Below are 20,463 nucleotides of genomic sequence, written 5' to 3'. Positions count from 1 at the left end.
GGGACGTGGCGCGAAATAGATCACTGCGACGCCCGCGAGGACGACGGCCGCGCCGATCCAGTCGTAGCGGTCCGGGCGCAGGCCGTCGATGCCCCACCCCCACAGCAGCGACGCGACCACGAACACTCCACCGTAGGCGGCATAGATCCGGCCGAAGTTCGCGCTGTGCTGCACGGTCGGGATGACACCGTAGACGACAAGGACAAGGGCGCCGACGACACCGGTGATGATGGACGCGCCCTCCCGGAGGCATCGCCACACCAGATAGCCGCCGCCGATCTCGGCGAGGCCGGCGGCGGCGAACAGCGCGAGAGCCCGAGCCGCGGTCACGCCAGGATCGTCGCTTACCGGCGGCTTGCGCCGGCCACCGGGTGGCGTACCGTCTCGATCTTTGAGCCGAGCCGGCGGTGGGCTGCGCTCCGCGGCGAGAGCAGTGGCCGCGGTGGAGTAATTCGGCGCCGGCACGACGTTCACCGCCGAAGAACCACCAAACCGAGCCGGCGTCAAAGAAGGAAGCCAGCCCCGGGTAAGAGTGCCCGGCAATAGGGGTGGGTCAAGGAGCGGGGCTGGGGTGCGTGCATCGCGAGGCGGCGGAGGGATGCGCCCTGTGTTGGGCGTCGACCGACAACAACGACGCGAGGTGTCCGTCATCGTGCCTGCCCCGGCTGCCAGCCAGGCCCGTCAGGGCGGGTCAGCGGGATTGTCAAACCATGCATACGGCCATGTATCGAGCCACCGCCGGCAATATGCTGTGTCCAGGTTAAATGATCTTTTTTGCGGCGGAATCTCCGCCCGCGAGACGGCTCGACTCCCGTTCAGAAGGGCCGACCCATCGCTGACATGCATGTTTACGCGAATAGTTGCCGGTCTGTTGTGCTTCGTGCTCCAATCAACCAACGCCGCGGTTGAGCCGCCGCCTCGTATCGCGTGGAGGTTTCGAAACGATGATCTCTGATATCGTCGGTGTCCGGCGCGCTGGCGAGAGCATTACCCAGCCGGCTTCGTTCATATTACGTAACGTTACAAAGAGGTACGGTGAGATATCGGCCTTGGCTGGCGTCGACGTAGTGGTCGCCAGCGGGCGTATGACCGGTCTCCTCGGTCCCAACGGCGCGGGAAAGAGCACGCTCATGGCGATCGCGGCGGGAGTTCTCGAGAGCACGTCGGGGGACGTCGTGAAAGCGCCGGGACTGTCGGTGGGTTATCTTCCGCAGCAGGACAACGTATACCCCATGCTCACCGCCCGGGAGAACCTGCGTTTCGTGGCCCGAGCGCAGGGGCTGCCGCGCCGCGGAATCGGTCCGGCTGTGGACGAGGCCTTGGCAGGTGTGCATCTGCACGACCGGGCGGATGAGCGGGCGAGCACTTTCTCGGGCGGTATGCGGCGACGTCTCGGATTTGCCGCGGCGCTTATCGGGGACCCCGCGGTGCTGCTCCTGGACGAGCCGACCGCCGGTGTCGACCCGCAGGCCCGCGCGTTGCTTCTCGACCTGGTGCGCGCCCAGGTGGAGCGGGGGAAGGCCGTCCTCTACAGCACGCATCTCCTGGCGGAGATCGAGTCGTACGCGGATGATTTATACGTTCTGCACAAGGGCGCGGTTCTTGCCCACGAGAACGTTCCGGACCTCCTGCGCTCCTATGCGCGGCGCACTATTTTCGTGACGGTTGACGGTGATGCCGCGCCGTTGTGCGCGGTCCTGCGGCTGGAGCCCGACACAACCGTGACAGCGGCACCGCGCACGGCCGGCGTCGAACGGGTGCGGGTCACCACCAGCGCGGACCGTGCGTACGCGGTGGGGCGGATTCTTTCCGCCGCGGCCTTCACCGCATCGCGTGTCGTGGACGTCGAAAGCCTGGAACCAAATCTTGAAAGTGTCTTTCTCCGCATCACCGGGCGGGAGGTTCGGGATTGAGCGCGATGGCCGCTGAACGGTCCAGCGGCGCCATCAGGAAGCTGACGGCATTCGACGCGGTGTTCCGCAAGGAACTGCTCATCAACCGGCGTGATCCGTTGCTGCTCATCATGATGTTCGCCGTTCCGGTTGTCCTGATCGCCTTCCTCACCGGCGCGGTGGGCGGCGCGTTCGGCACAGGCCAGCCACCCGCGTACGTGAGCGCCGGGCCGGTGGACCCCGCCCTGGCCCATCGGCTGGGTGCGCCACAACGTCTGGTCAGTGAGAACGAGGCCCGACAGGAGGTGGCGAACGGCGATATCGCCGTCGCGCTCGTCACCGACGACGCGGGCCACCGGACGGTGATCGCGGACCCGGCCACGCCGATCGTGCTGTCCCCGTTCCTCGCGGCGCTCGACAGCCAGCCGCCGGCTGTCATAACGCCCAGCGGCGCGTCCTACCTGTCGAACTCCAGCCCGTATGCGCAGACTCTTCCCGGCTTCGTCATGTTCCATGCCTTCTTCGGCGCGGCGCATGCCGCCCAGGCGTTGCACCGGGAGCGGAACTGGGGCACCTGGAACCGGCTCCTCTCGCTCCCGATCGGAAAGTTCTCGCTGCTGGTGGGCAAGCTGCTGCCGATCGCACTCCTGGCCATGGCGCAGGGCCTGCTGCTGATCGGCCTGGGGTCGCTGATTCTCGGCGTTCCCATCAACAATCCTGGTATGTTCATCGTCGCGAACGTTCTTATCGGGCTGTGCCTCGGAGCGGTCGGTGCGGCCGTCGCGGCGATCGCATCGAATGATCTTCAGGTCCCGCAGTTCAATAATCTTCTGGTGCTGCTCGGCGGCGCGGTCGGCGGCGCAATGGTTCCGTCCGTCGCGCTGCCGGGATGGGCGCAGACGATCGCCCCGGTTTTCCCGCAGTACTGGGCGATGCAGATGTTGCAGGACACCATGACCCGCAGCGCATCGATGGAAAAACTGCTGCTTGACACGGGGGTTCTCGCGGTTTTCATAACCGTCATCTTCGGGATCGGATTCAGATGTATGCGCTGGGAGCGGTTCAGGCATGCCTGACTGCATTCTCTGGCGCGGCCAGTTTTTCGAGAGGTGAACCGAACGTGTGTGCCGACAAGGCGCCAGCCGAAAACGACAGTCTGGTTGGCGCGGCTCTCCCCACGGCTGGGCCGGACCGCCTGATATCGCCATTCGAGATCTTCCTGCCCGCCTATCTGGACAACCCGCGACCCGCCTACGACATGCTGCGCTCCGCGTCGCCACTGATCTGGTCAGAGCTGCCGGCACCCGGCTGCTGGATTGTCACGTCGCACACGGCAGCAAGCGACGTGCTGCGCGACCCGAGATTCGGTAAAGCTGGCTACTGGGATCAGATCGCCGCCGACCGGGGTGGTGAGAACAGCGCTTTCGCCGTCATCCGGCTGTGGATGTCGCAGCTTGACGGGGCGGACCACATGAGGGTCCGCGGCGCCTTTGGACGTACCTTCCTGCCGCGCCGGGTGGAGATGATGCGCCCGCGGGTCGAACATGTTGTCAGGGAGCTTCTCGACGAGATCATCGCCGCCGGCGAACCCGAGTTTGATTTCATGAGCCGGTTTGCCTTCCCGCTGCCCGCGATTGTCATCTGTGCGGTTCTCGGCATCCCGCCGCAGGACCGGGAGGTATTCAGGTCGTGGTCGGCGGACCTCGCCCGGATCTTCGACGTGACGGTCGACAGCGAGTCGCTGCGCCGTAGTGAGGACGCGGTGAAGAGGTTCCAGGAGTACTTCGCCGACCGTGTCGCGCGCAGCGACCGGTCCGGCGACGACCTGCTCACCAGCTTGATCCGCGCATGCGAGGAGGAGCATGCGATCACCCGGGAAGAGCTGACCGCCAACCTGACCCTGCTGGTGTGGGCGGGCCACGAGACAACGATGAACCTGCTTGGTAACGGCCTGCTCACGCTGCTACGGCGGCGTGAACGCTACGAGCGGCTCGTCGCGTGCCCCGCCGCCGCTCCCGGGATCGTTGAGGAGGTGCTGCGTTACGAGGGCCCGTTGCGGACCACATCGCGGTTTGCGCGCGAGGACATCCACCTGCACGGCACCGACGTGCGCGGCGGGCAGCTTGTCGTGGTGCTGTCGCAGGCGGCGAACGCGGACCCGGCGGTGGTCGCCGAGCCGGCGGCCTTCGACCCGGACCGGACCGACGGCCGTTCGCACCTGGCGTTCGGGTCGGGGATCCACTTCTGTCTCGGCGCGTCGCTGGCGCGCCTGGAGGGCGATGTCGCCTTCCGTGAGCTGGCCCGGCGGCTGCCCGATCTCGAACTGGCCACAACCGAGCCGGACTGGGGCGTCAACATGTTCCTCCGCGGTCTGAACAGCCTGCCGGTCCGGCGCGGCGCGGCCGGGAGAGCCGCTTCGTGAGCACCCGGAGCGGGCGGCCGGGCCCCGTGCCCGGCATCGACGGCGCGCCGCCGGCTCCCGCGGCGGCCCGGCCCGATGGATCGCTACCGGCGGATACACCACGGATCCCGCTCATCGGCCCGCCCTACACGGCTGAGGCCGAGGCCCTGCTCACCCGCATCGGGCAGCCGCCGGACGGTCCGCGCCCGCCGCTCGCGCTCGTTCGCGCGTATGCGGCCCATCCCACGGTCGCGGGTGCGCTCGCACCCGTCATGGACGAGATGCTGCGGCTGATCGAGCATGACCCCGCGGTGCGGGAGACGCTCGTTCTGCGCGTCTGCGCGCGGGCGGGCTGCTGGTCGGAGTGGGGCATTCACGCGGCGGTGGCGCAGGGCCGGACCGGTCTGTCACCAGTCCGGATCGCCGGCACCCTCGTGGCCGCGCCGGACCTCACCGACACGGACGAAGCGACCCGTGCCGTCATCGAGCTTGCCGACGAGCTGCACGACCACGCCAGCGTCCCCCCGAGCCTCTGGGACCGGCTCACCGCGCTGTGGACGACCGACGAGATCCTTGAGCTGCTGACGATCGCGGGTTTCTACCGCCTTGTCGCGCAAACCGCGAACGCGCTGCGCGTGCCGGCCGAAGTGTGGGCGCTACGGCCGGCCGACCTGACCTCCAGGAGGCCTGATGGCAACTCTCCCCATGAACCAGGATGACCCCAAGGAGGCCTCCCTCGCGCTGTTCAATCCGCTCGCCGAGGGATTCCTGGAGAACCCCTACAGCCACTATGACCGGTTACGGGAAACTCAATCCCCGTATTTTCACGCGGCGCTTGGACAGTGGTTGGTCACCCGTTATGCAGATCTTGACATGATCTTGCGTGAACCACGGGTGGGCCGGGGTGAGGCTACCCGCTTCTTCGGGCACTTCGAGCCCGACTCCGCAATTGACCGCGCAAGCCGTGGCTGGATTTTCGGGATGGATCCGCCCGAGCACACCAGGCTGCGGCTGCTGTTTGCGAAAGCGTTTACCCAACGCCGGGTGGAAGGCCTGCGTGGTTATATAGTGACGAAAGTGGACGAACTGCTCGACGGTTTCGCCGCGGCCGGCGGCGGTGACCTGATGGATGGCCTGGCCCACCACCTGCCCGTCGCGGTCATCTGTGAGCTCCTGGGTATTCCAGCGGCTGACCACGAGGAGTGCAAGAAGAACTCATCAGCGTTGATCAGGTTATTGGACCCGATCATCACCGACGAGCAGCAGGCCGCCGCCGAGGACGCGAGCGCATTCTTCCTCGACTATTTCGGCCGGCTCGTCGAACGCAGGCGGACCGAGCGGGGCGGAGATCTGCTGTCGGCATTCATCACCGCCGCGGAGACCGCGGAAACGATCAGTCCGCTGGAGCTGGTGAACAACAGCCTCTTCCTGTTCGGCGCGGGCCATGAGACGACGAGCAACCTCATCGGCAACGGTGTATACGCGCTGTTGCGGTTCCCTGATCAATGGGCTGCCCTGCGCGCCGACCCCGGCCTCGCCGGCAACGTCACCACCGAGGCGCTCCGCTGGGACTCGCCGGTGCAGTACATCGGCCGGCGGACGATGGGATCGCTGGTCCTGGGCGGTACCCGGATCGCCGAGGGGAATCTGCTGATGGGCCTGATCGGGGCCGCCAACCGGGACCCGGAGCGTTTCGCCGAGCCGGGCCGTTTCGACATTTTCCGGCCACGCAACCAACCGCTTTCCTTCGGTGCCGGCATCCATTTCTGCGTTGGTTCCGCGCTTGCGCGCATGGAGTGTGAGACGGTTTTCCGAGCGCTGGTCGAGCGTTTTCCAAGAATGTCACTGGGCGCCCAGGTGGTCAGGAGCCCACTTTTCGCGATGCGCGGCTACGCCGAGCTACCGGTCGCCCTGTCATAGGAGACCATGTGTCCACCCAAACCACTCGATCCACCCAAACCACACTCGATCTGCTCGATGAGATCATCGACCGGGAGAGCTACTCGCGGCACTCTTTCATCTCCGCGCTGACCGCCGGCAAGGTATCGCGTGACCGGATGCGCGACTGGGCGGTACAGAAATACCATCAGACATACGGACAGAACCGCGGGTTCAGTGCCATCCATGCCAATACGCGCTATGCGGACGTCCGTCGCTACGAGATGATGCAGCTCATCGCCGAAGAGACCGATCTCGCTGACGGGACCGACGCGCACTACAATCTGATGCGGCGCTTCGCGGAAGTACTCGGCGCCGGTCCGGAAATGTTCGATAAGGAGCCGGCGACGCCGGTGGCAGATTTTCTGGACTACCTGCTGCGGACCTGCCGGGAGAACCACTTCGTCTGGGGGCTGCTCGCTTTCTACGTGAACGAGCGGCAGACCCCGGCCGCGGTCGAGAAGATGCGTGTGTTCCTCACCTCGTCGTGGCGCATCAGCGATGTGGACGTCGAGTGGTTCACGGTGCACAGCCAGCTGGACGGCGGCCACGCGCTGGGCGCGCGGCTGCTGATCGAGAAATACGCGCACGAGGTGCCCGAGTTCGACGCCGAGGCGCCTCAGTTCGTCCGGCGCGGGTGCGCCCAGTGGCTGAAACTCCAGGACTTCTACTACTCCGTGGTGCGCCCGTGAACGCGCCGACGACCGGCACGCCCGAGGAGCTGCTGCTCGGCTGGATCACCGAGCCGCGTGCCGACCGGGGGCTGCGGTTTCTCATCGACGGCACCTGGACCCGTATCGACTACGGCCAGTTCGCCGCCGCCGTGCTGGGCACGGCCGTCGCGTTGCTGGAGGAGGGTGTGGAGCCGGGCGACATCGTTCCCCTGATCCTGCCCACCGGCCCGGAGTTTCTCGCCTGCTTCTTCGCCCTCCTGTGGATCGGGGCGGTCCCGTCCAACGTCCCGTTGCCCGAGGCCGTCAACCAGCGGGCCGGGTGGCTTGAGCAGCTGCGGGGGATCGCCGCGCAGCTCCGGCCGCGGTTCGCGCTCGCCGGGCCGGACGGCGCGGGGGGACTTGCCGACGCGCTGCGCGAGACGGGCCTCGCGGTCCGCGTCGTGACGCCGTGGATGGCCGAGACCGGGCCGCAACCCCCCCGGCGGCCAGGGCATCTCGCGGTCCTGCAGTTCTCGTCCGGTTCCCGCGGCGTCCCGCGCGGGGTGCGTATCACCCGGGCGAATCTCGCGGCGAACATCCGTGCGATCCACACGTGGGTGGACGTCCGCTCCCACGGCGGGGTGTGCTGGCTGCCGCTCTACCATGACATGGGTCTTGTCGGCGGTTCGTTGGCCGCGGTCACCAGGCAGGCCGAGCACGCGTACATGCCGCCCACCCAGTTCCTCCGGAACCCGCTGCGGTGGCTCCAGCAGTACGACGAGCATCGGTACAGCCACATGTTCATGCCCAACTTCGGCTTCGAGTACATCGTCCGGATGGTCCCGGCCGCGCGCGTCGAGGGGCTGGACCTGTCCAGCGTGCGCTCCGTGGTGAGCGGGGCCGAGCGGGTCAACCCGGCCACGCTCGCGGCGTTCGCGGACCGGCTCGCGCCGGCCGGGTTCGACCGACGGGCCTTCCAGCCGGCATACGGGATGGCGGAGGCGACGCTCGCGATCTGCGGGGTGCCGCTCGGCGTCGCTCCGACGATCGTGCGTATCGACCAGGACACCGCCCGCATGGACGCCCCGGTCACCGTGCTCGGCTCCGCGCTCGAGGGCGAGGGCGGGGGGCGCGCCGCCGACGCCGCCGCGTCGCGTCTGGTCAGCTGTGGGCCGCCGCTGCCGGGGCTGGAGATACGGGCTGTCGGCGCTGACGGCGAGCCCCTGCCCGCGGGTTATCTCGGCGAGCTGTCGGTGCGCGGCCCGTCCATCGCCGACGGTTACAGCGTCGCATCGCCGCAGGACGCCGAACGGTTCGGCGCCGACGGATGGTTCCGTACCGGAGACGCCGGCTTCCTGCACGACGGCGAGCTCTACGTCCTGGGACGCCTCGGTGACAGTTTCAAACTGCGTGGCCGCACCATCTTCATGGAGGACGTCGAACTGGAGATCCGGCGACGCGCACCGGGTGTGCTGCTCCTGGCCGTCGGCGGCCTGCTGGCCACGACACCCGTCGTCGTGGTTGTCACCGCGTCCCGGGCGGAGACGTTCGCACCGCTCGTCCGCGACGTGGTGATGCTGCTTGCCGGCGATGAGGTGGCGGTCGAGGTCGTCACCACCAAGGCCGTCGGGCGCCTGTTCACCAGCAGCGGGAAGCCGCGGCGGCGGGAAGCCTGGCGGCTCTACCGCGACGGCGCGCTCGGGTCTGAGCCGGTGCGGATCGGACCAGGCGAGGAGCTGGCGCCCGTACCCGCGCCCGTACCCGCGGGCGCGGACCGATGAGGGCCCTGCGCCTGGCGGCCCTCAAGACCGAGGCAGCCTGGTGGATGACCCGGATCCATCTGTCCAACATGAACATCTGGCCGGTCTTCATGGGCTGGGCCGTCGCGGACCCGTCCCCGGACCCGTGGCCGCTGGTCTGGCTTGCCGGCTATGTCGCCGCGGCCGGCGGCGCGCTGTTCATCGTCAACGACATCCTCGACGCGGACGGCGACCAGATCACCGCGCCCTACCTGCCGCTCCCGTCGGGGCTGCTCACCGTGCGCGAGGCGTGGGCCGCGGCCGCCGGCTACTTCGCCGTCGCGCTCGGCGCGCTGTTCATCGCGTGCGGCGGTGTCGCTCGTACGGGGCTCGCGCTCGCGCTCACGATTGCCGCGGTCGTCTTCTCCATGGCGTACTCGACGGTGAAGGACGAGGGCGTCGTCGCGAGCTTCGTCGTGAGCGTGCCGCAGACGATCCCGGCGGTGGTGGGCTGGTACCTCGCTGGCGGCCAGCACCCGTGGTGGCTGGTCGGGGTGCTTGCCTACCTGCTGATCGCCTGCGTCTCCAACAATATCCTCGCCGCTTTGCGCGACGTCGACCTTGATCCTGTCGTGGGGAACATGACCGTGCCGGTCCGCATCGGCGCCACGCGGGCCTTCCAGCTCGCCGCACGGGTGGCCACGCTGGCCTTCGTCCCGATCGTGATACTCGCCGCGGTCGTCCCGGGCGGCTGGTGGGGCCTTGCCGTCGCGGCGCCAGCGGCGCTGATCATGTCGCTCTGCTACCGCCGCACGCTGGCCGCGTTCGGCGAGCCCGGCCGGGGGCGGCTGCGGCGGATGGCGGACATGCGCCTGTTCAAGTTCGGCGAATACGTCCGTCACACCGCGCTCGCCGCCGTGTTCTCGGTACCGGTCGCGCTGTCCGCGGGCGTCGTGATGCAGGCGACGCTCTATTTCGGCGGCTTTGTCTACGCGCTACGGGTCATCCGCGGCGGCATCCGCCGGGATCTTGCCACGGCCGGCGCGGCCACCGACAGCCCCGCCGGCACCGGCCCGCCGGCACCGCTCCCGGCGGCACCGGCTGACTCCTCGAAGGCCGTGAGATCATGAGCTCGGACACCGCCGACGTCATCGAGCAACACGCGGCCGCCCCGACGCGGGCCGGGCAGCCACTGTTCGGCCAGGGCCTGTTCGGCGAACACCTGACCGACGCGGCGGACGGGATCCGGGCGGTCCTGACCGACGTCGTGCGTCCGTGGGCGCACGAGGCCGAACGAGCGGGGCACTTTCCCCGGCAGGTCCTCGCGGGCCTGGCGGCGGCGGGTGTCATCGCGCGGCGCTGGCCGGCCGGCTGCGACGGCGACACGGGCTGGGGCGCGCTGCTCGCCATCGAGAGCGGCCGGCTCGGTTTCGCCGGGCTCAGCGTCGGCATCAGCCTTCAGGTGGAGACCGTCGCGAGCATCCTGCACCGCTACGGGCGCACCGAGCTGCTGCGCGGGTATCTCGACGGGGTCCGGGACGGCAGGCTCGTCGGCTGTCTGGGCGCGAGCGAGGCCGGCGGCGGCTCGGACCTCATGAGCGTCAGCACCACCGCGACGAGGATCCTGGACGGCTGGCAGGTGCGCGGGGAGAAGAAGTTCCTCTCTCTCGGCCGGGTGGCCGACTTCGCCCTGCTGCTCTGCCGCATGGACGGTGACGGGGCCGGGGGACTGGGTGTTGTCGCCGTGCCGGCGGCCGCGCTGACCGTACGCAAACGGCTGGTGAAGACCGGCACACAGTCGCTCGACACCACCTGGATGGATGTCGCCTGCACGGTTGGTGAGGACGCCGTTGTCGCCCGGCCTGGGCTGGGGCTGCTGGCGGTGACCTACGGGCTGACCTATGAGCGGCTGTCCGTGGCCGGGCAGGTCGTCGGCTGCTGCGAGTACGCGATCGACCTTGCCGTCTCCCATCTGCACAACCGCCGGCAGTTCGGCCGCCCGCTGTTCGAGTGCCAGGCGCTGCGCATCCGGATCGCGGAGCTGGCATCCCGGCTCACGGTCCTGCGGCACGCGGTGCTCGCGATGGCCGCGGGGCTGTTCGCGCCGGGCGGTCCCGGTGTCCGCGAGGTCGCCGCGCTCAAGGTCACCGCGGCCCGGTTCGCGGAGGAGTGCACGAGCGAGTGCATGCATGTCTTCGGCGGCGCCGGCTATCTCGAGGACGAGACGCCGCTCAGCCGGATGTGGCGGGACTCGCGCCTTGCCCGCATCGGCGGCGGCACGGACGAGATGATGTGGGAGCTCGTCGCGGGCGGCCTCGGCGGTGACGGCGAGACCTATCGCGCGGCGGTGAGCCTCCGGTGATCCGGCTGCTCGTGGCGGGCATGTCCGGCCAGCTCGGCCATGGCCTGGCCAGCGTCCTCGCTGATGCCGCTGATGCCGCTGATGCCGCTGATGCCGCTGATGCCGCTGATGCCGCTGATGCCGCTGATGCCGCTGATGCCGCTGATGCCGCTGATGCCACTGGCCTGGTCCGGCTCACGCGCGTCGTTGCCCGCGCGCACCCGGCCGGTCGCGGCCCGGCCGGCGGTGCTCCTGTCGGCGGTGCTCCTGTCGGCGGTGCTCCTGTCGGCGGTAGCCCCGACAGCGGCGGGCGGATGGTACCGGGCGATGTCCGCCAGCCCGGCTGGGGCCTCGATGCCGGCGCTCTCGCCGATCTGTCCGACGTCGGCGTGGTGGTGAATCTTGCCGCCGAGACGAACTGGGCAGCTGCCCAGCAGGCGCTTTTCACCGCGAACACGGTCGGCGCCGTCGAGGGGCTGAACCTCGCTCGCCGCCTCCAGGAGGCGCACGGCCGGCGGGTGGCCTACATCTACGCGTCCACCGTCTACGTCGCGGGCGGCCGGCTCGGTGTCGTGCCCGAAACACCACTGGGGCCATGCCGGCACCGGACCGTCTACGAGGAGAGCAAGTGGCTCGGCGAGCAGGCGCTCGTGGAGCAGTGGCGGCCAGGCGACCCACCGGTACTGATCGCGCGGTTCGCCGCGCTTGTCGGCGACTCCGTCACCGGTACCACCCGACGCCGCAACTCGCTCTACCTGCTCGCCGCGCGCTGGGAGGAGCTGCCGCTGCGGATGCTTCCCGCCATGCGCGACGCGCGGGTGGACGCCCTTCCCCGCGATGTGGCGGCCCGCGCGCTGCTCGCCGCCGCCCGGCGTATCGTGGCCGACGGTACCGGCGCGTACGACGACGGCCCGGCCGTCGTGCACATCGCGGGCGGACAGAGCGCGCCGACGCTGCGGGCGTTGCTGGAACTCGCCCGGTCGCAGGGGCCGCACCGGTTCCGGCACATGCTGCGGCTGGTACCGACATCGGCCGAGAGGATTCTCTGGCTGTCGCAGAATCCCGGCCGCTTCTATCGGCCCGACGAGGCGTGGACGAACTCGCTCACCGGGCTGCGGTATGTGGCGCTCGACCGTGTCTACGAAACAACGCGGCTGCGTTCCCTGCTGCCCGCCACAGATGTTCCCCAGGTCGAACCGGCTTTGCTCGCCCGGATCCTGTTCGGCCTGCCGGCCAGCCCCGTGGCAGCTGAGCTGCCCGGCGATCCCGCGATGGCGAGGTTCGAGTGAAGCTTCTGGTAGTCGGCGGCAGCGGCTATCTCGGCCGCGCTGTGGCGGTGGCCGCTGACCGGGCCGGAGCCCAGACGCTGTCGTTGTCAAGGTCGGGGTACCACCCGGCCGGCCCGGGGGCGGCCGGGACCGGGCTGGTGGGTGACGCCACCCGGCCGGGCTTCGGGCTGTCCGGCGCGGCCCTGGAGGAGGTCCGCGAGGAGGTCACCCATGTGGTGCTCGCCTTCGGCTCGGTGCGCTGGGACTGTCCGCCGAGCGAGGCACTCGCCGTCCACGACACGGGCATGCGCACCGTGCTGGCGAGCCTGCGACAGCTGCGGGCGCTCACCCGGGTCGTCCACGTCTCGTCCCTGTTGGTGCTCGGCCGCGCCGAGGGCCTGGTCGGTAACCGCGAGCTGTTCGTCGGCCAGCGGTTCCGGAACTGGTACGAGTACGGGAAGTACTGCGCTGAACGGCGGGCCCGCGACGCGGGCGATCTCCCAGTCAACATCGTGCGGCTCGGGCCGGTGCTGGGGGCACCTCCGGCGGGGCTTGCCCTCGACACCTCCCACGGCCTGCTGGCGGCGCTGCCGTACCTGCTGACCGGCGGCCCGGTGCACCTGGACCGGCGCGGCCACTACCCCTGCTACGTCAGCGAGGTCGGATCAGCCGCACAGGTGATCATGAATGCGCTCAACGCTCCCTCGACCGGCCAGACCTGGAGCTGGTACGACCCGGATCTCCCGACGCTCGCGCAGGTCTACACCGACCTGTGCGCGGCCTGGGGGCGGATTCCCCGCCTGGTGGACGTGCCCGCGCTGCGGCCCGTGCTCCGCCTGGCCAGCCGCCGCGTCGGAGTGATCCCTGAACTGCTCGACTACAGCCGGCCGTGGTTCGAGCTGGCTCCAGACGTCCTGTCCGATCTGCCCGGCGACCGGCCCGTCAGCGGCGGCGACTACGTCACGACGACCGGGCGGCACCTTCGCGACCGGGGCCGCGTCATGGCCGGGGCGATGCGGTGAGCGGCGTCGACACCGACGTCCACCCGTTCTTCCGGTTCTACTCGGCGGGCAACTTCGGCGAGGTCGCGCCACAGCGGCTCTCCCCGATGTCATGGTCCCTCGTGGGCGAGCCGATGGAGCGGGCAACCCGGGTCTTCAGCCGCCGGGTGTGGGGACGGTGCGCCTGGGCGGAGGGAAGCTGCTACGTGTTCGTCGGGTACTTCGGCTGTCGGCCCTACCACAACCTGTCGTCGTACTGCGCGCTCGCCGACAGCATCCCCGGCGTCGAAGCGTCCGATGTCACCGCGGCCTACTTCGAGGACATCGAACCGCCACCGGGCATCGCGGGCGTGACCGTTCCCTGGTGGGCGCGGGCCCGGGCGCCCGGCCGGGTGCTGCTCGAGCTCGCCGGCACCGGCCCCCGGCTGCGGCTGCTGGAAGCCCGTGTCGCCGAGCTCGAGCGCGACGCCCGGCGGACCGCGGGTGGCGGGGCGGACACGGCCGGCATGCTCGCCCTCGTGCTCGAACGAGCCCGTGCGGTGCTGGTCGACGCCTGGTCGGTCCACATCCTGAGCACCGCCGGGCTCGTTCCGGCGCGGGTCGCGCTGCGTCGGGCGCTGCGGCGGCTGGTCCGCCACGGCGACGAGGTCGAGCTGTGGCTGTCGCGCCCGCGCGAGCTGGTCTGGCGGCGTCTGCACGCGGCCGCCCTCGCCGGGCCAGATGGCTCGGGTGACTTCCTCGCGTCGTCGTTCTACGAGGTCGCGGACGGCCACGCGCCCTGGGCCAGCTACGCCGTGCGCCAGCAGGTCGTGACCGGGACGGCCGAGGACCGGGTGGACGTGCTCGATCCCGGTGTCGCCGCGGTGGAGATGCTCGGCGAGCACAACCGCCGGATCGTCACGGCGCTCTCGTCCACCGTCGGCGAGACCATGGCCGCCAGGGAACACAGCAAGTCGCTGGTGATGCGCACCCTGCACGTCTTCCGGCGGGTCCTCCCGCGGTGGGCGGTGGTGCGCGGGGTGCCCGACCACGCCTGGCCATACCTCACCGTGGCGGAGATCTGCGGGACGGGCCGGCTGGACGTGCTCGAACGGCGGTGGGACGACCGGCGCGAGGCGTGCGAGAAGGCGCTGGCCACCGAGATGCCTGAGCACCTCGACCTGCGGGACCCGGCGAGCCCGCGCCCATGGCTCGGCCGCGGCGTACGGCCGGCCAAGGGCGTCTCACCCGGGCGGGCGACCGGCCTGGTGATCCATCCAGACATCTCCGACATCTCCGACATCTCCGCTATCCCCGCCGAGCCCGTGGTGCTCGCATGCGTCTCGGCCGACGCGGATGTCGCGCCGCTGCTGCCCTTTGTCTCGGCAGTGGTGACCGAACGGGGCAGTGAACTGTCGCATATCGCCATTCTCTCCCGGGAGTACGGGATTCCCTGCGTCGTCGGCCACCAGGGCGCGGCGGCTATTCCCACCGGCACATTCATGACCGTGGACGGAACATCAGGAGAGGTACGGGTTCATGAGCGATAATTCCGCGCCCGACATCATCGGGGCGTTAGCGGCGGAATACAGCCGTATCAAAGGGGTGCGCCGGGACCTGCGCACGTCCGATCGGATCGTGGAGGATCTGCGTATCGACTCGATCAGCGCGATAGAGATGCTCGTCCGTGTCGAGGAGCTGCTCGGCATCAGCATCGTGGCCGACCCCAGGATCGCGGGTCTGTCGACCATCGGGGACATCCTCGAGCTGGTCGCCGTGATCCGCTCCGGCGCCGGGCCCACGGCCGAGAGAACGGCCTGACATGCCGGGCTTCCCGTCGCTTGCCGAGCGCATCCTGTCCCGGAAGGCGGGCCGTTCCCTGCGGGCCGGCCAGGTCGACGAATTCGAGATCGACCTGGCGCTGACCCACGAGGTGCTCGGACCGCCCACGTTCCGCACCTTCGAGACGCTGGGGGTGCCGCTCTGGAATCCCGACCGGGTGTACGTGACCATCGACCATTTCGTGCCCGCGGCAACGGTCGCGCAGGCGGAGAACAACCGCGCCATCATCGCCGCCGTCCAGCGGCACGGCATCACCCACACCGGTTTCTACGACGGCCCGAGCCATCAGACCCTCGCCGAGAGCGGGCTGGCAGGTCCCGGCGATGTCGTCGTCGGGACCGATTCCCATACCTGCACGGCGGGTGCGCTCGGCAGTTTCGCGACCGGCATCGGCGGTACCGAGATGGCGGGGGTCCTCGCGACCGGGAAGCTGTGGCTGAAGGTGCCGCACGCCATCTCGGTGCGGCTGACGGGGAGCCCACCGACGGGGGTGTCGGCGAAGGACGTCGTCCTGTACCTGCTGCGGGACCTCGGCATGGACGGCGCGACCTACGCCTCGCTGGAGTTCGGCGGTCCGGGCGTGCGGGCCATGCCGATGGACGAGCGCCTCGTGCTCGCGAACATGGCGGTGGAGCTCGGCGCCAAGGTCGGCCTTGTCGAGGTCGACGAGACGACATGGCGCTATGTCGGGCGCGAGCCCGAGCCTGGCCTCGACCTGACCCTGCACGACGGCACTGACTACAGCCGCCGGATCACAGTCGAGCTGTCCGCGCTGGAGCCGCTGTGCGCGGCCCCGCACAGCCCCGCGAACGTCCGGCCGGTCGCGGATGTGGCCGGAGTCGTTATCCAGCAGGCCTACATAGGCTCGTGCACGGGTGGCCGGCTCACCGACTACCGGTCCGCGGCCCAGATCCTGCGCCATCGGCGCGTCGCCAGCTCGGTACGGCTCATCATCACGCCGGCCTCGAAGGTCATCTACCGCGCGATGCTCGCCGAGGGCCTGCTGGAGATCTTCGCGGCGGCCGGCGCGATCGTCGAGCCGCCCGGGTGCGGCCCGTGCGCGGGCCTGCAGGCGGGAGTCCTGGCCGACGGTGAGACGGCGATCACCGCGAGCAGCCGTAACTTCGTCGGCCGGATGGGCAGCGCGGGGGCGAGCATCTACCTGGCGTCGCCGGCAACGGTCGCGGCCAGCGCGACGACTGGCATGATCACTGATCCGCGGGGCCTGTTATCCGCTGACGAGGTGCTCCGGTGAACATCACGGTGTCCGGCCGCCGCTGGCGGCTCGGTGACAACCTCGATACCGACGTCCTGTTCCCCGGCAGCTTCATGACCCTGACCGGCGCGAAGGCCGATGTCGCGCTCAGCGGCCTCGCGATGCTGCTGCCCGAGATCGCCGACGGGTTCCGCCCGGGTGACGCGATCGTCGCGGGCAGCAACTTCGGCTGCGGCTCCAGCCGGGAGTACGCGGCGGCGGCGCTCAAGGATCTCGGCATCAGCGTCATCCTGGCCCGTTCGTTCGCCCGGATCTTCTTCCGCAACGCGCTCAACATCGGGCTGCCGGTCCTGGAGATCGACCGGGTCGACCTGATCCCCGACGAGGGCCCCCTGCTGGTGGACCTCACGGCGGGAACCGTGTCGGGCGCGGACGGGAGCGTGGCCACCGGCACGGTGCTGGACCCGTTCCTGCTGGATCTGCTGCGTGACGGCGGCCTCATGCCGCGGCTGCGCGCCCGGATGGCGTCCCTGGACACAGCAGACGGACGAGGGGAGCACGCGTGACGGACACACGGAGCTCCGGCGGCACCGCCGGGCCGGAAATCGTCGCGGCCGGTGTCGACGGCGCGGCCGGTGTCGACCGGGCGCTGCACGCGCTTGCCGTCATGGGCACGGCGACGCCCCCGCAGTACGTCCAAGCGACGGGCAGACCAGCCGCTGAGCTGGACGCCTGCGTGGATCGTGGGCTTGCGATGTGCCGGCCGCCCAGCGACCGCTACGGCCTCACCCCAGCCGGCCGGGAACGTCATGCCCGCTGGCTGCCGGTGGCCACCGCTTCGCTGCGTGGGCCGCTGCCGGTTGTCCTCGACGCGTTCCGGCTGGTCAACCGTGACGTCAAGGAACGCTGCACGCGGTGGCAGCTGCGCGATGGCGTGCCCAACCCGCACGACGACGCCGGCTACGACAGCCGGATCATCGAGGAGCTCGCGTCGCTGGCGGTGCGGTGCGCGCAGCTGCTCGCCCCGCTGGCCGTCGTCGAGGAGCGGTTCGCGCGCTACCCGGCGCGGCTCACCGGCGCGCTCGCCCGCGCCCGCGCCGGTGAGGTCCGCGCGGTGACCGGTGTCCTGTGCGGTTCCTTCCATGAGGTGTGGATGGAACTGCATCGTGACCTGCTGCTGTCGGGCGGGGCCGAACGCGGCGCGGCGGACGAGTGACCGGGGTGACCGCGTGCCCGCCGCGCGGCGTCAGCCGTTCACTGGCAGCCCGCTCACCGGTAGCCCGCTCACAGGTAGCACCGCGCGTGGCGCACGACGTCGTGCGCCATCGGCCCCCATGCTCTGGGCACGGGCAGCCCGGGACGGGGCGTCCGCCGCGTGACCAGGCAGCACCACTGCAGGAGGTGGGCGGACACGACGTCGGTGGCGCCGGGCGGGCCCCAGCTGTCCGTGCCGCCGTTACTGTGCAGCTCCACCCGCAGCGACCGTCGCGAATGGGTGGCATGCGCCCGCAGCAACGCCCAGGGGATCGTGCGGTAGCCGAGCTCGGCGACGAGCGGCGCTTCTCTCACCAGCTCGGCGTCAGCCCCGACCGCATCGGTGATGTCGAGGGTATGCGCCCAGTGCTCCATGGTCCGGGCAAGCCCGAACGTCCGCGCGTCCATACCGAAGCCCCAGGCCACGCGCTCCGTGGCGGCAAGCTCGGCGAGCCGTTCCCGCGTCCGGGTGGCGCCGCGCTCCCACCAGCCGGCAAGCTCCGCCGTGCTCATGCCCGCACCGCGGTGGCATCCCGCCGCGGTGAAGGCGTCAGCGCTGGGGAAGGCCGGCAGCTCGGCCGCGAAGGCGCGCGGACCGCCGGTGAGCGTGTCGAACGCGACCTCCTCGGTGTCGGCGAGGTGGGCGAGCTGGTCGCGGACCGCCCAGCCGGCGGCGGGCGTGGGCGCGTCCCAATCGTCGGTGGAGAGCGAACGGACGATGCGCCGCAGGACCGCGTGGCGGTGGCGCAGCCCCTCGAGCACATCGGCGAACGAGGCGCTCGGGCCGGTGGGATCCGGGGTCACCGCTCACCGGCCCGGCAGCGCGCCGCCGTTGACGTGCAGGAACTGCCCGGTCACGTAGCCCGCGTCGGGCGAGGCCAGGTAATGGATCGCCGCGGCCGCGTCGCCCGGTTCACCGACACGGTTCACCAGGGTCTGCGCGGCACGCCGCGTCCGTTCGTCGTCGGTGGTGTCCTGGCCGAAGAACTCGGTGCCCGCGATGAATCCCGGCACGACCACGTTCGCCGTCACCCCGCGCGGGCCCAGCTCGCTCGCGAGCGTGAGGTTCCAGCCGTGCAACGCGGACTTCGCCGCCCCGTAGGAACCGTTCCCGCGTACCGCGGCGAGGCTGCTCACGGTGACGACCCTGCCGCCGGGCGACCGCAGACGCCTGGTCAGCGCGGCTGTCAGCAGGACGGCGACCAGGACGTTGTTGCGGAAGTCGGACGTCCACCGCTCGGCGACGGCGGTCAGGTCGTCTCCGCCGGCCGCCACGCCGCGGGCGCCGGCATTGTTCACCAATACGTCCACCGTGCCGGGCAGCTGGCGGACCGCGGCCTCGACGCTGCGCGGGGAACGCAGGTCGCAGGTGACCGCGTGAGCCCGGGGCCCGAGTTTCTCGGCGGTGGCGGCGAGGACGTTCTCGCGGCGGCCCAGCAGGTATACCTCGGCACCGTCACCGGCGAAAAGCTCAGCGGCGGCGGCACCGATTCCGGTGCCGCCGCCGCTGACGACGACGACGCGGCCCATGCGCCCTCCTCAGCTCTTTCGGCGGAAATAATCAGTGTTCTCAGCGGATACGCCGGGATCCTCTCACGCCTCAGCGCCCAGCGCCTTGTGCCCAGCGCCTTGTTCGAGCATTTTTCGGAGCGTTCCATGATACTGCCCACTCCCTTGTCGTTCCTCGTTCAGGAGCTGTCCGCCGGGTATCAACTCGGGGCCCCCGGAAATCTTGTATCGAGGTGGGGTGGAAAGGCAGTCGGGCTGGCTGGCCTGGTCCGCCTCGGCGCCCGGATACCGGCCACCTGGCTGTTGAGCGTCGATGCGGCAGCCAGCGTCGCGGCCGAGGGCGTCCAGCTGCCGGCCGAGGTCGGCCGGTGGGCGGTGCGTAGTTCCGCCTCGGTGGAGGACGGCGCGCGGTTCTCGTTCGCCGGTCAGTTCCGCACTGAACTCGATCTGTCGCCCGCGGAGGTTCCCGCGGCGGTCCGCCGGGTCGTGGCCAGTGCCACTGACCGCGGCCCAGCGGCCTACCTGGACCTCACCGGGCTCGGCGCGCCGCCGCGGATGGCTGTCGTGCTGCAGGAGTACCAGGAGCCCACCGCGGCGGGGGTGTGGATCGGACGTTCGGCCGCCGCGGGCCGGCTGGAGTGGTGCGCGGGGCCTGGCGAGCGCCTGGTCTCGGGGGCGGTCATCCCGGCCGTCGAGGAGTGGGACCGCGAGGCCGGGCCGGTGGCCCCGGCGGGAGCGCTCACCAGTTCGACGGGCGCTGTCGGGGCGGCGTGTCTGAGCCTGCAACGGGAGGCTGGCATGCCGCTGGATCTGGAGTTCGCCGTACTGATGGCGACCGATGCCTTGCTGTGGCTGCAGGCACGACCGGTGACGCGCCCCCTGGGAGGACCGGCCAGCCCCGGCCGTCGTGATATCCGTGCCGCTGCCGAGGGTGCCGCGAACGGGGCCGAACTGCTCCAGGGGTTCGCCGCCGCTGGCGGTGTGGCGCGGGGCACCGGAGCCGTTGTGCTTGACCCATATGACGGGAACTGGCAGCCGGGCGGCATCCTGATCGCTCCCACCACCGATCCCGCCTGGCTGCCGCTGATGGCGACCGCGGCAGGTCTCGTCACAGCGTCGGGTGGCCTGCTGTGCCACGCGGCGATCGTCGCGCGGGAGATCGGTCTGCCCGCGGTGACCGGTGTCGGTGCGGACGTGCTGATGATCGCTGACGGCCGCCTGCTCGTCGTTGATGGCGGCGCGGGCACGGTTACCGTGGAAAACTAGGAGCGCCCGAGGAAGGCGCCCTGGTTTTGGGCGCCGACCGAGGACAACGCGGCCGGGCGGGATGCGGAAAGCCGCGAGCCGGACAGTCCTATTGCCGGAGCCTCTAAGTGGTCGGAACAGCCGGGCCGCGCGTTGCTATCCACAAGATAGTCAACGTTGTTGAC

General features: G+C 70.2%; 20 protein-coding genes. 17 read left to right on the top strand and 3 right to left on the bottom strand.

Annotated features, from left to right (window positions below; translation table 11 throughout):
- A partial coding sequence (locus tag MJ777_RS14125; protein ID WP_239376692.1) for a YnfA family protein occupies positions 1–330 on the bottom strand: 330 nt, incomplete at its 3' end.
- A gap of 614 nt (positions 331–944) precedes the next feature.
- Here MJ777_RS14125 and MJ777_RS14120 point away from each other — a divergent pair.
- The 16 genes from MJ777_RS14120 to MJ777_RS14045 are packed head-to-tail and all read left to right on the top strand — an operon-like array spanning position 945 to position 17,486.
- On the top strand, positions 945–1,913 hold the full coding sequence (locus MJ777_RS14120; protein WP_239376690.1) for an ABC transporter ATP-binding protein: 969 nt from the start codon (positions 945–947) through the stop codon (positions 1,911–1,913).
- A gap of 5 nt (positions 1,914–1,918) precedes the next feature.
- Positions 1,919–2,968 (top strand): ABC transporter permease, encoded by a 1,050-nt coding sequence (locus MJ777_RS14115; protein ID WP_239308611.1) that lies wholly within the window; start codon positions 1,919–1,921, stop codon positions 2,966–2,968.
- Between the two features lie 44 nt (positions 2,969–3,012).
- Complete coding sequence (locus MJ777_RS14110) at positions 3,013–4,314, top strand: cytochrome P450 (RefSeq protein ID WP_239308610.1); 1,302 nt, start codon at positions 3,013–3,015, stop codon at positions 4,312–4,314.
- The gene (locus MJ777_RS14105; RefSeq protein ID WP_239376688.1) at positions 4,311–5,012 is read left to right on the top strand and encodes a carboxymuconolactone decarboxylase family protein; all 702 of its coding nucleotides are present in this window, start codon (positions 4,311–4,313) and stop codon (positions 5,010–5,012) included. The genes MJ777_RS14110 and MJ777_RS14105 overlap by 4 nt, the downstream gene beginning before the upstream one ends.
- Positions 4,984–6,213: a cytochrome P450 gene (locus tag MJ777_RS14100; protein ID WP_239376686.1), complete on the top strand. Its 1,230-nt coding sequence runs from the start codon at positions 4,984–4,986 to the stop codon at positions 6,211–6,213. Before MJ777_RS14105 ends, MJ777_RS14100 begins: the two co-directional genes overlap by 29 nt.
- Before the next feature lie 8 nt (positions 6,214–6,221).
- Positions 6,222–6,923 carry a TenA family transcriptional regulator gene (locus MJ777_RS14095; RefSeq protein ID WP_239376684.1) on the top strand — a complete coding sequence of 234 codons (702 nt, stop codon included), beginning with the start codon at positions 6,222–6,224 and terminating at the stop codon, positions 6,921–6,923.
- Positions 6,920–8,665 (top strand): AMP-binding protein, encoded by a 1,746-nt coding sequence (locus MJ777_RS14090; RefSeq protein ID WP_239376682.1) that lies wholly within the window; start codon positions 6,920–6,922, stop codon positions 8,663–8,665. Before MJ777_RS14095 ends, MJ777_RS14090 begins: the two co-directional genes overlap by 4 nt.
- Positions 8,662–9,753: a UbiA family prenyltransferase gene (locus tag MJ777_RS14085; protein ID WP_239376680.1), complete on the top strand. Its 1,092-nt coding sequence runs from the start codon at positions 8,662–8,664 to the stop codon at positions 9,751–9,753. Before MJ777_RS14090 ends, MJ777_RS14085 begins: the two co-directional genes overlap by 4 nt.
- Positions 9,750–10,985, top strand: a complete 1,236-nt coding sequence (locus MJ777_RS14080) for an acyl-CoA dehydrogenase family protein (RefSeq protein WP_239376678.1) — start codon at positions 9,750–9,752, stop codon at positions 10,983–10,985. The genes MJ777_RS14085 and MJ777_RS14080 overlap by 4 nt, the downstream gene beginning before the upstream one ends.
- The gene (locus MJ777_RS14075) at positions 10,982–12,253 is read left to right on the top strand and encodes an SDR family oxidoreductase (RefSeq protein ID WP_239376676.1); all 1,272 of its coding nucleotides are present in this window, start codon (positions 10,982–10,984) and stop codon (positions 12,251–12,253) included. Before MJ777_RS14080 ends, MJ777_RS14075 begins: the two co-directional genes overlap by 4 nt.
- The gene (locus MJ777_RS14070) at positions 12,250–13,254 is read left to right on the top strand and encodes an SDR family oxidoreductase (RefSeq protein ID WP_239376674.1); all 1,005 of its coding nucleotides are present in this window, start codon (positions 12,250–12,252) and stop codon (positions 13,252–13,254) included. The genes MJ777_RS14075 and MJ777_RS14070 overlap by 4 nt, the downstream gene beginning before the upstream one ends.
- Positions 13,251–14,762: a PEP-utilizing enzyme gene (locus MJ777_RS14065; RefSeq protein WP_239376672.1), complete on the top strand. Its 1,512-nt coding sequence runs from the start codon at positions 13,251–13,253 to the stop codon at positions 14,760–14,762. The genes MJ777_RS14070 and MJ777_RS14065 overlap by 4 nt, the downstream gene beginning before the upstream one ends.
- On the top strand, positions 14,752–15,033 hold the full coding sequence (locus MJ777_RS14060; protein WP_239376670.1) for an acyl carrier protein: 282 nt from the start codon (positions 14,752–14,754) through the stop codon (positions 15,031–15,033). The genes MJ777_RS14065 and MJ777_RS14060 overlap by 11 nt, the downstream gene beginning before the upstream one ends.
- Position 15,034: 1 nt before the next feature.
- Positions 15,035–16,309, top strand: a complete 1,275-nt coding sequence (locus MJ777_RS14055) for a 3-isopropylmalate dehydratase large subunit (RefSeq protein ID WP_239308599.1) — start codon at positions 15,035–15,037, stop codon at positions 16,307–16,309.
- Entirely contained in the window at positions 16,306–16,836 is a 531-nt protein-coding gene (locus MJ777_RS14050) for a 3-isopropylmalate dehydratase (RefSeq protein ID WP_239308598.1), read from the top strand. The genes MJ777_RS14055 and MJ777_RS14050 overlap by 4 nt, the downstream gene beginning before the upstream one ends.
- On the top strand, positions 16,833–17,486 hold the full coding sequence (locus MJ777_RS14045) for a hypothetical protein (protein ID WP_239308597.1): 654 nt from the start codon (positions 16,833–16,835) through the stop codon (positions 17,484–17,486). The genes MJ777_RS14050 and MJ777_RS14045 overlap by 4 nt, the downstream gene beginning before the upstream one ends.
- Positions 17,487–17,554: 68 nt before the next feature.
- Here MJ777_RS14045 and MJ777_RS14040 read toward each other — a convergent pair whose 3' ends face one another.
- Both MJ777_RS14040 and MJ777_RS14035 read right to left on the bottom strand, forming a co-directional pair.
- The gene (locus MJ777_RS14040) at positions 17,555–18,328 is read right to left on the bottom strand and encodes a maleylpyruvate isomerase family mycothiol-dependent enzyme (protein WP_239376668.1); all 774 of its coding nucleotides are present in this window, start codon (positions 18,326–18,328) and stop codon (positions 17,555–17,557) included.
- Between the two features lie 3 nt (positions 18,329–18,331).
- On the bottom strand, positions 18,332–19,054 hold the full coding sequence (locus MJ777_RS14035) for an SDR family NAD(P)-dependent oxidoreductase (protein ID WP_239376666.1): 723 nt from the start codon (positions 19,052–19,054) through the stop codon (positions 18,332–18,334).
- A gap of 126 nt (positions 19,055–19,180) precedes the next feature.
- Between MJ777_RS14035 and MJ777_RS14030 the strand changes: the two genes are divergently transcribed.
- Positions 19,181–20,299, top strand: coding sequence for a PEP/pyruvate-binding domain-containing protein (locus MJ777_RS14030; protein ID WP_239308594.1), 1,119 nt, complete (start codon positions 19,181–19,183; stop codon positions 20,297–20,299).
- The last annotated feature ends 164 nt before the right edge of the window (positions 20,300–20,463 follow it).

The sequence above is a fragment of the Protofrankia sp. Cj5 genome (assembly GCF_917627405.1).
In the GTDB taxonomy this organism is placed as follows: Bacteria; Actinomycetota; Actinomycetes; order Frankiales; family Frankiaceae; genus Protofrankia.
The sequence above is the reverse complement of the archived record's forward strand: the minus strand, read 5'-3'. Positions and strand labels throughout refer to the sequence as shown.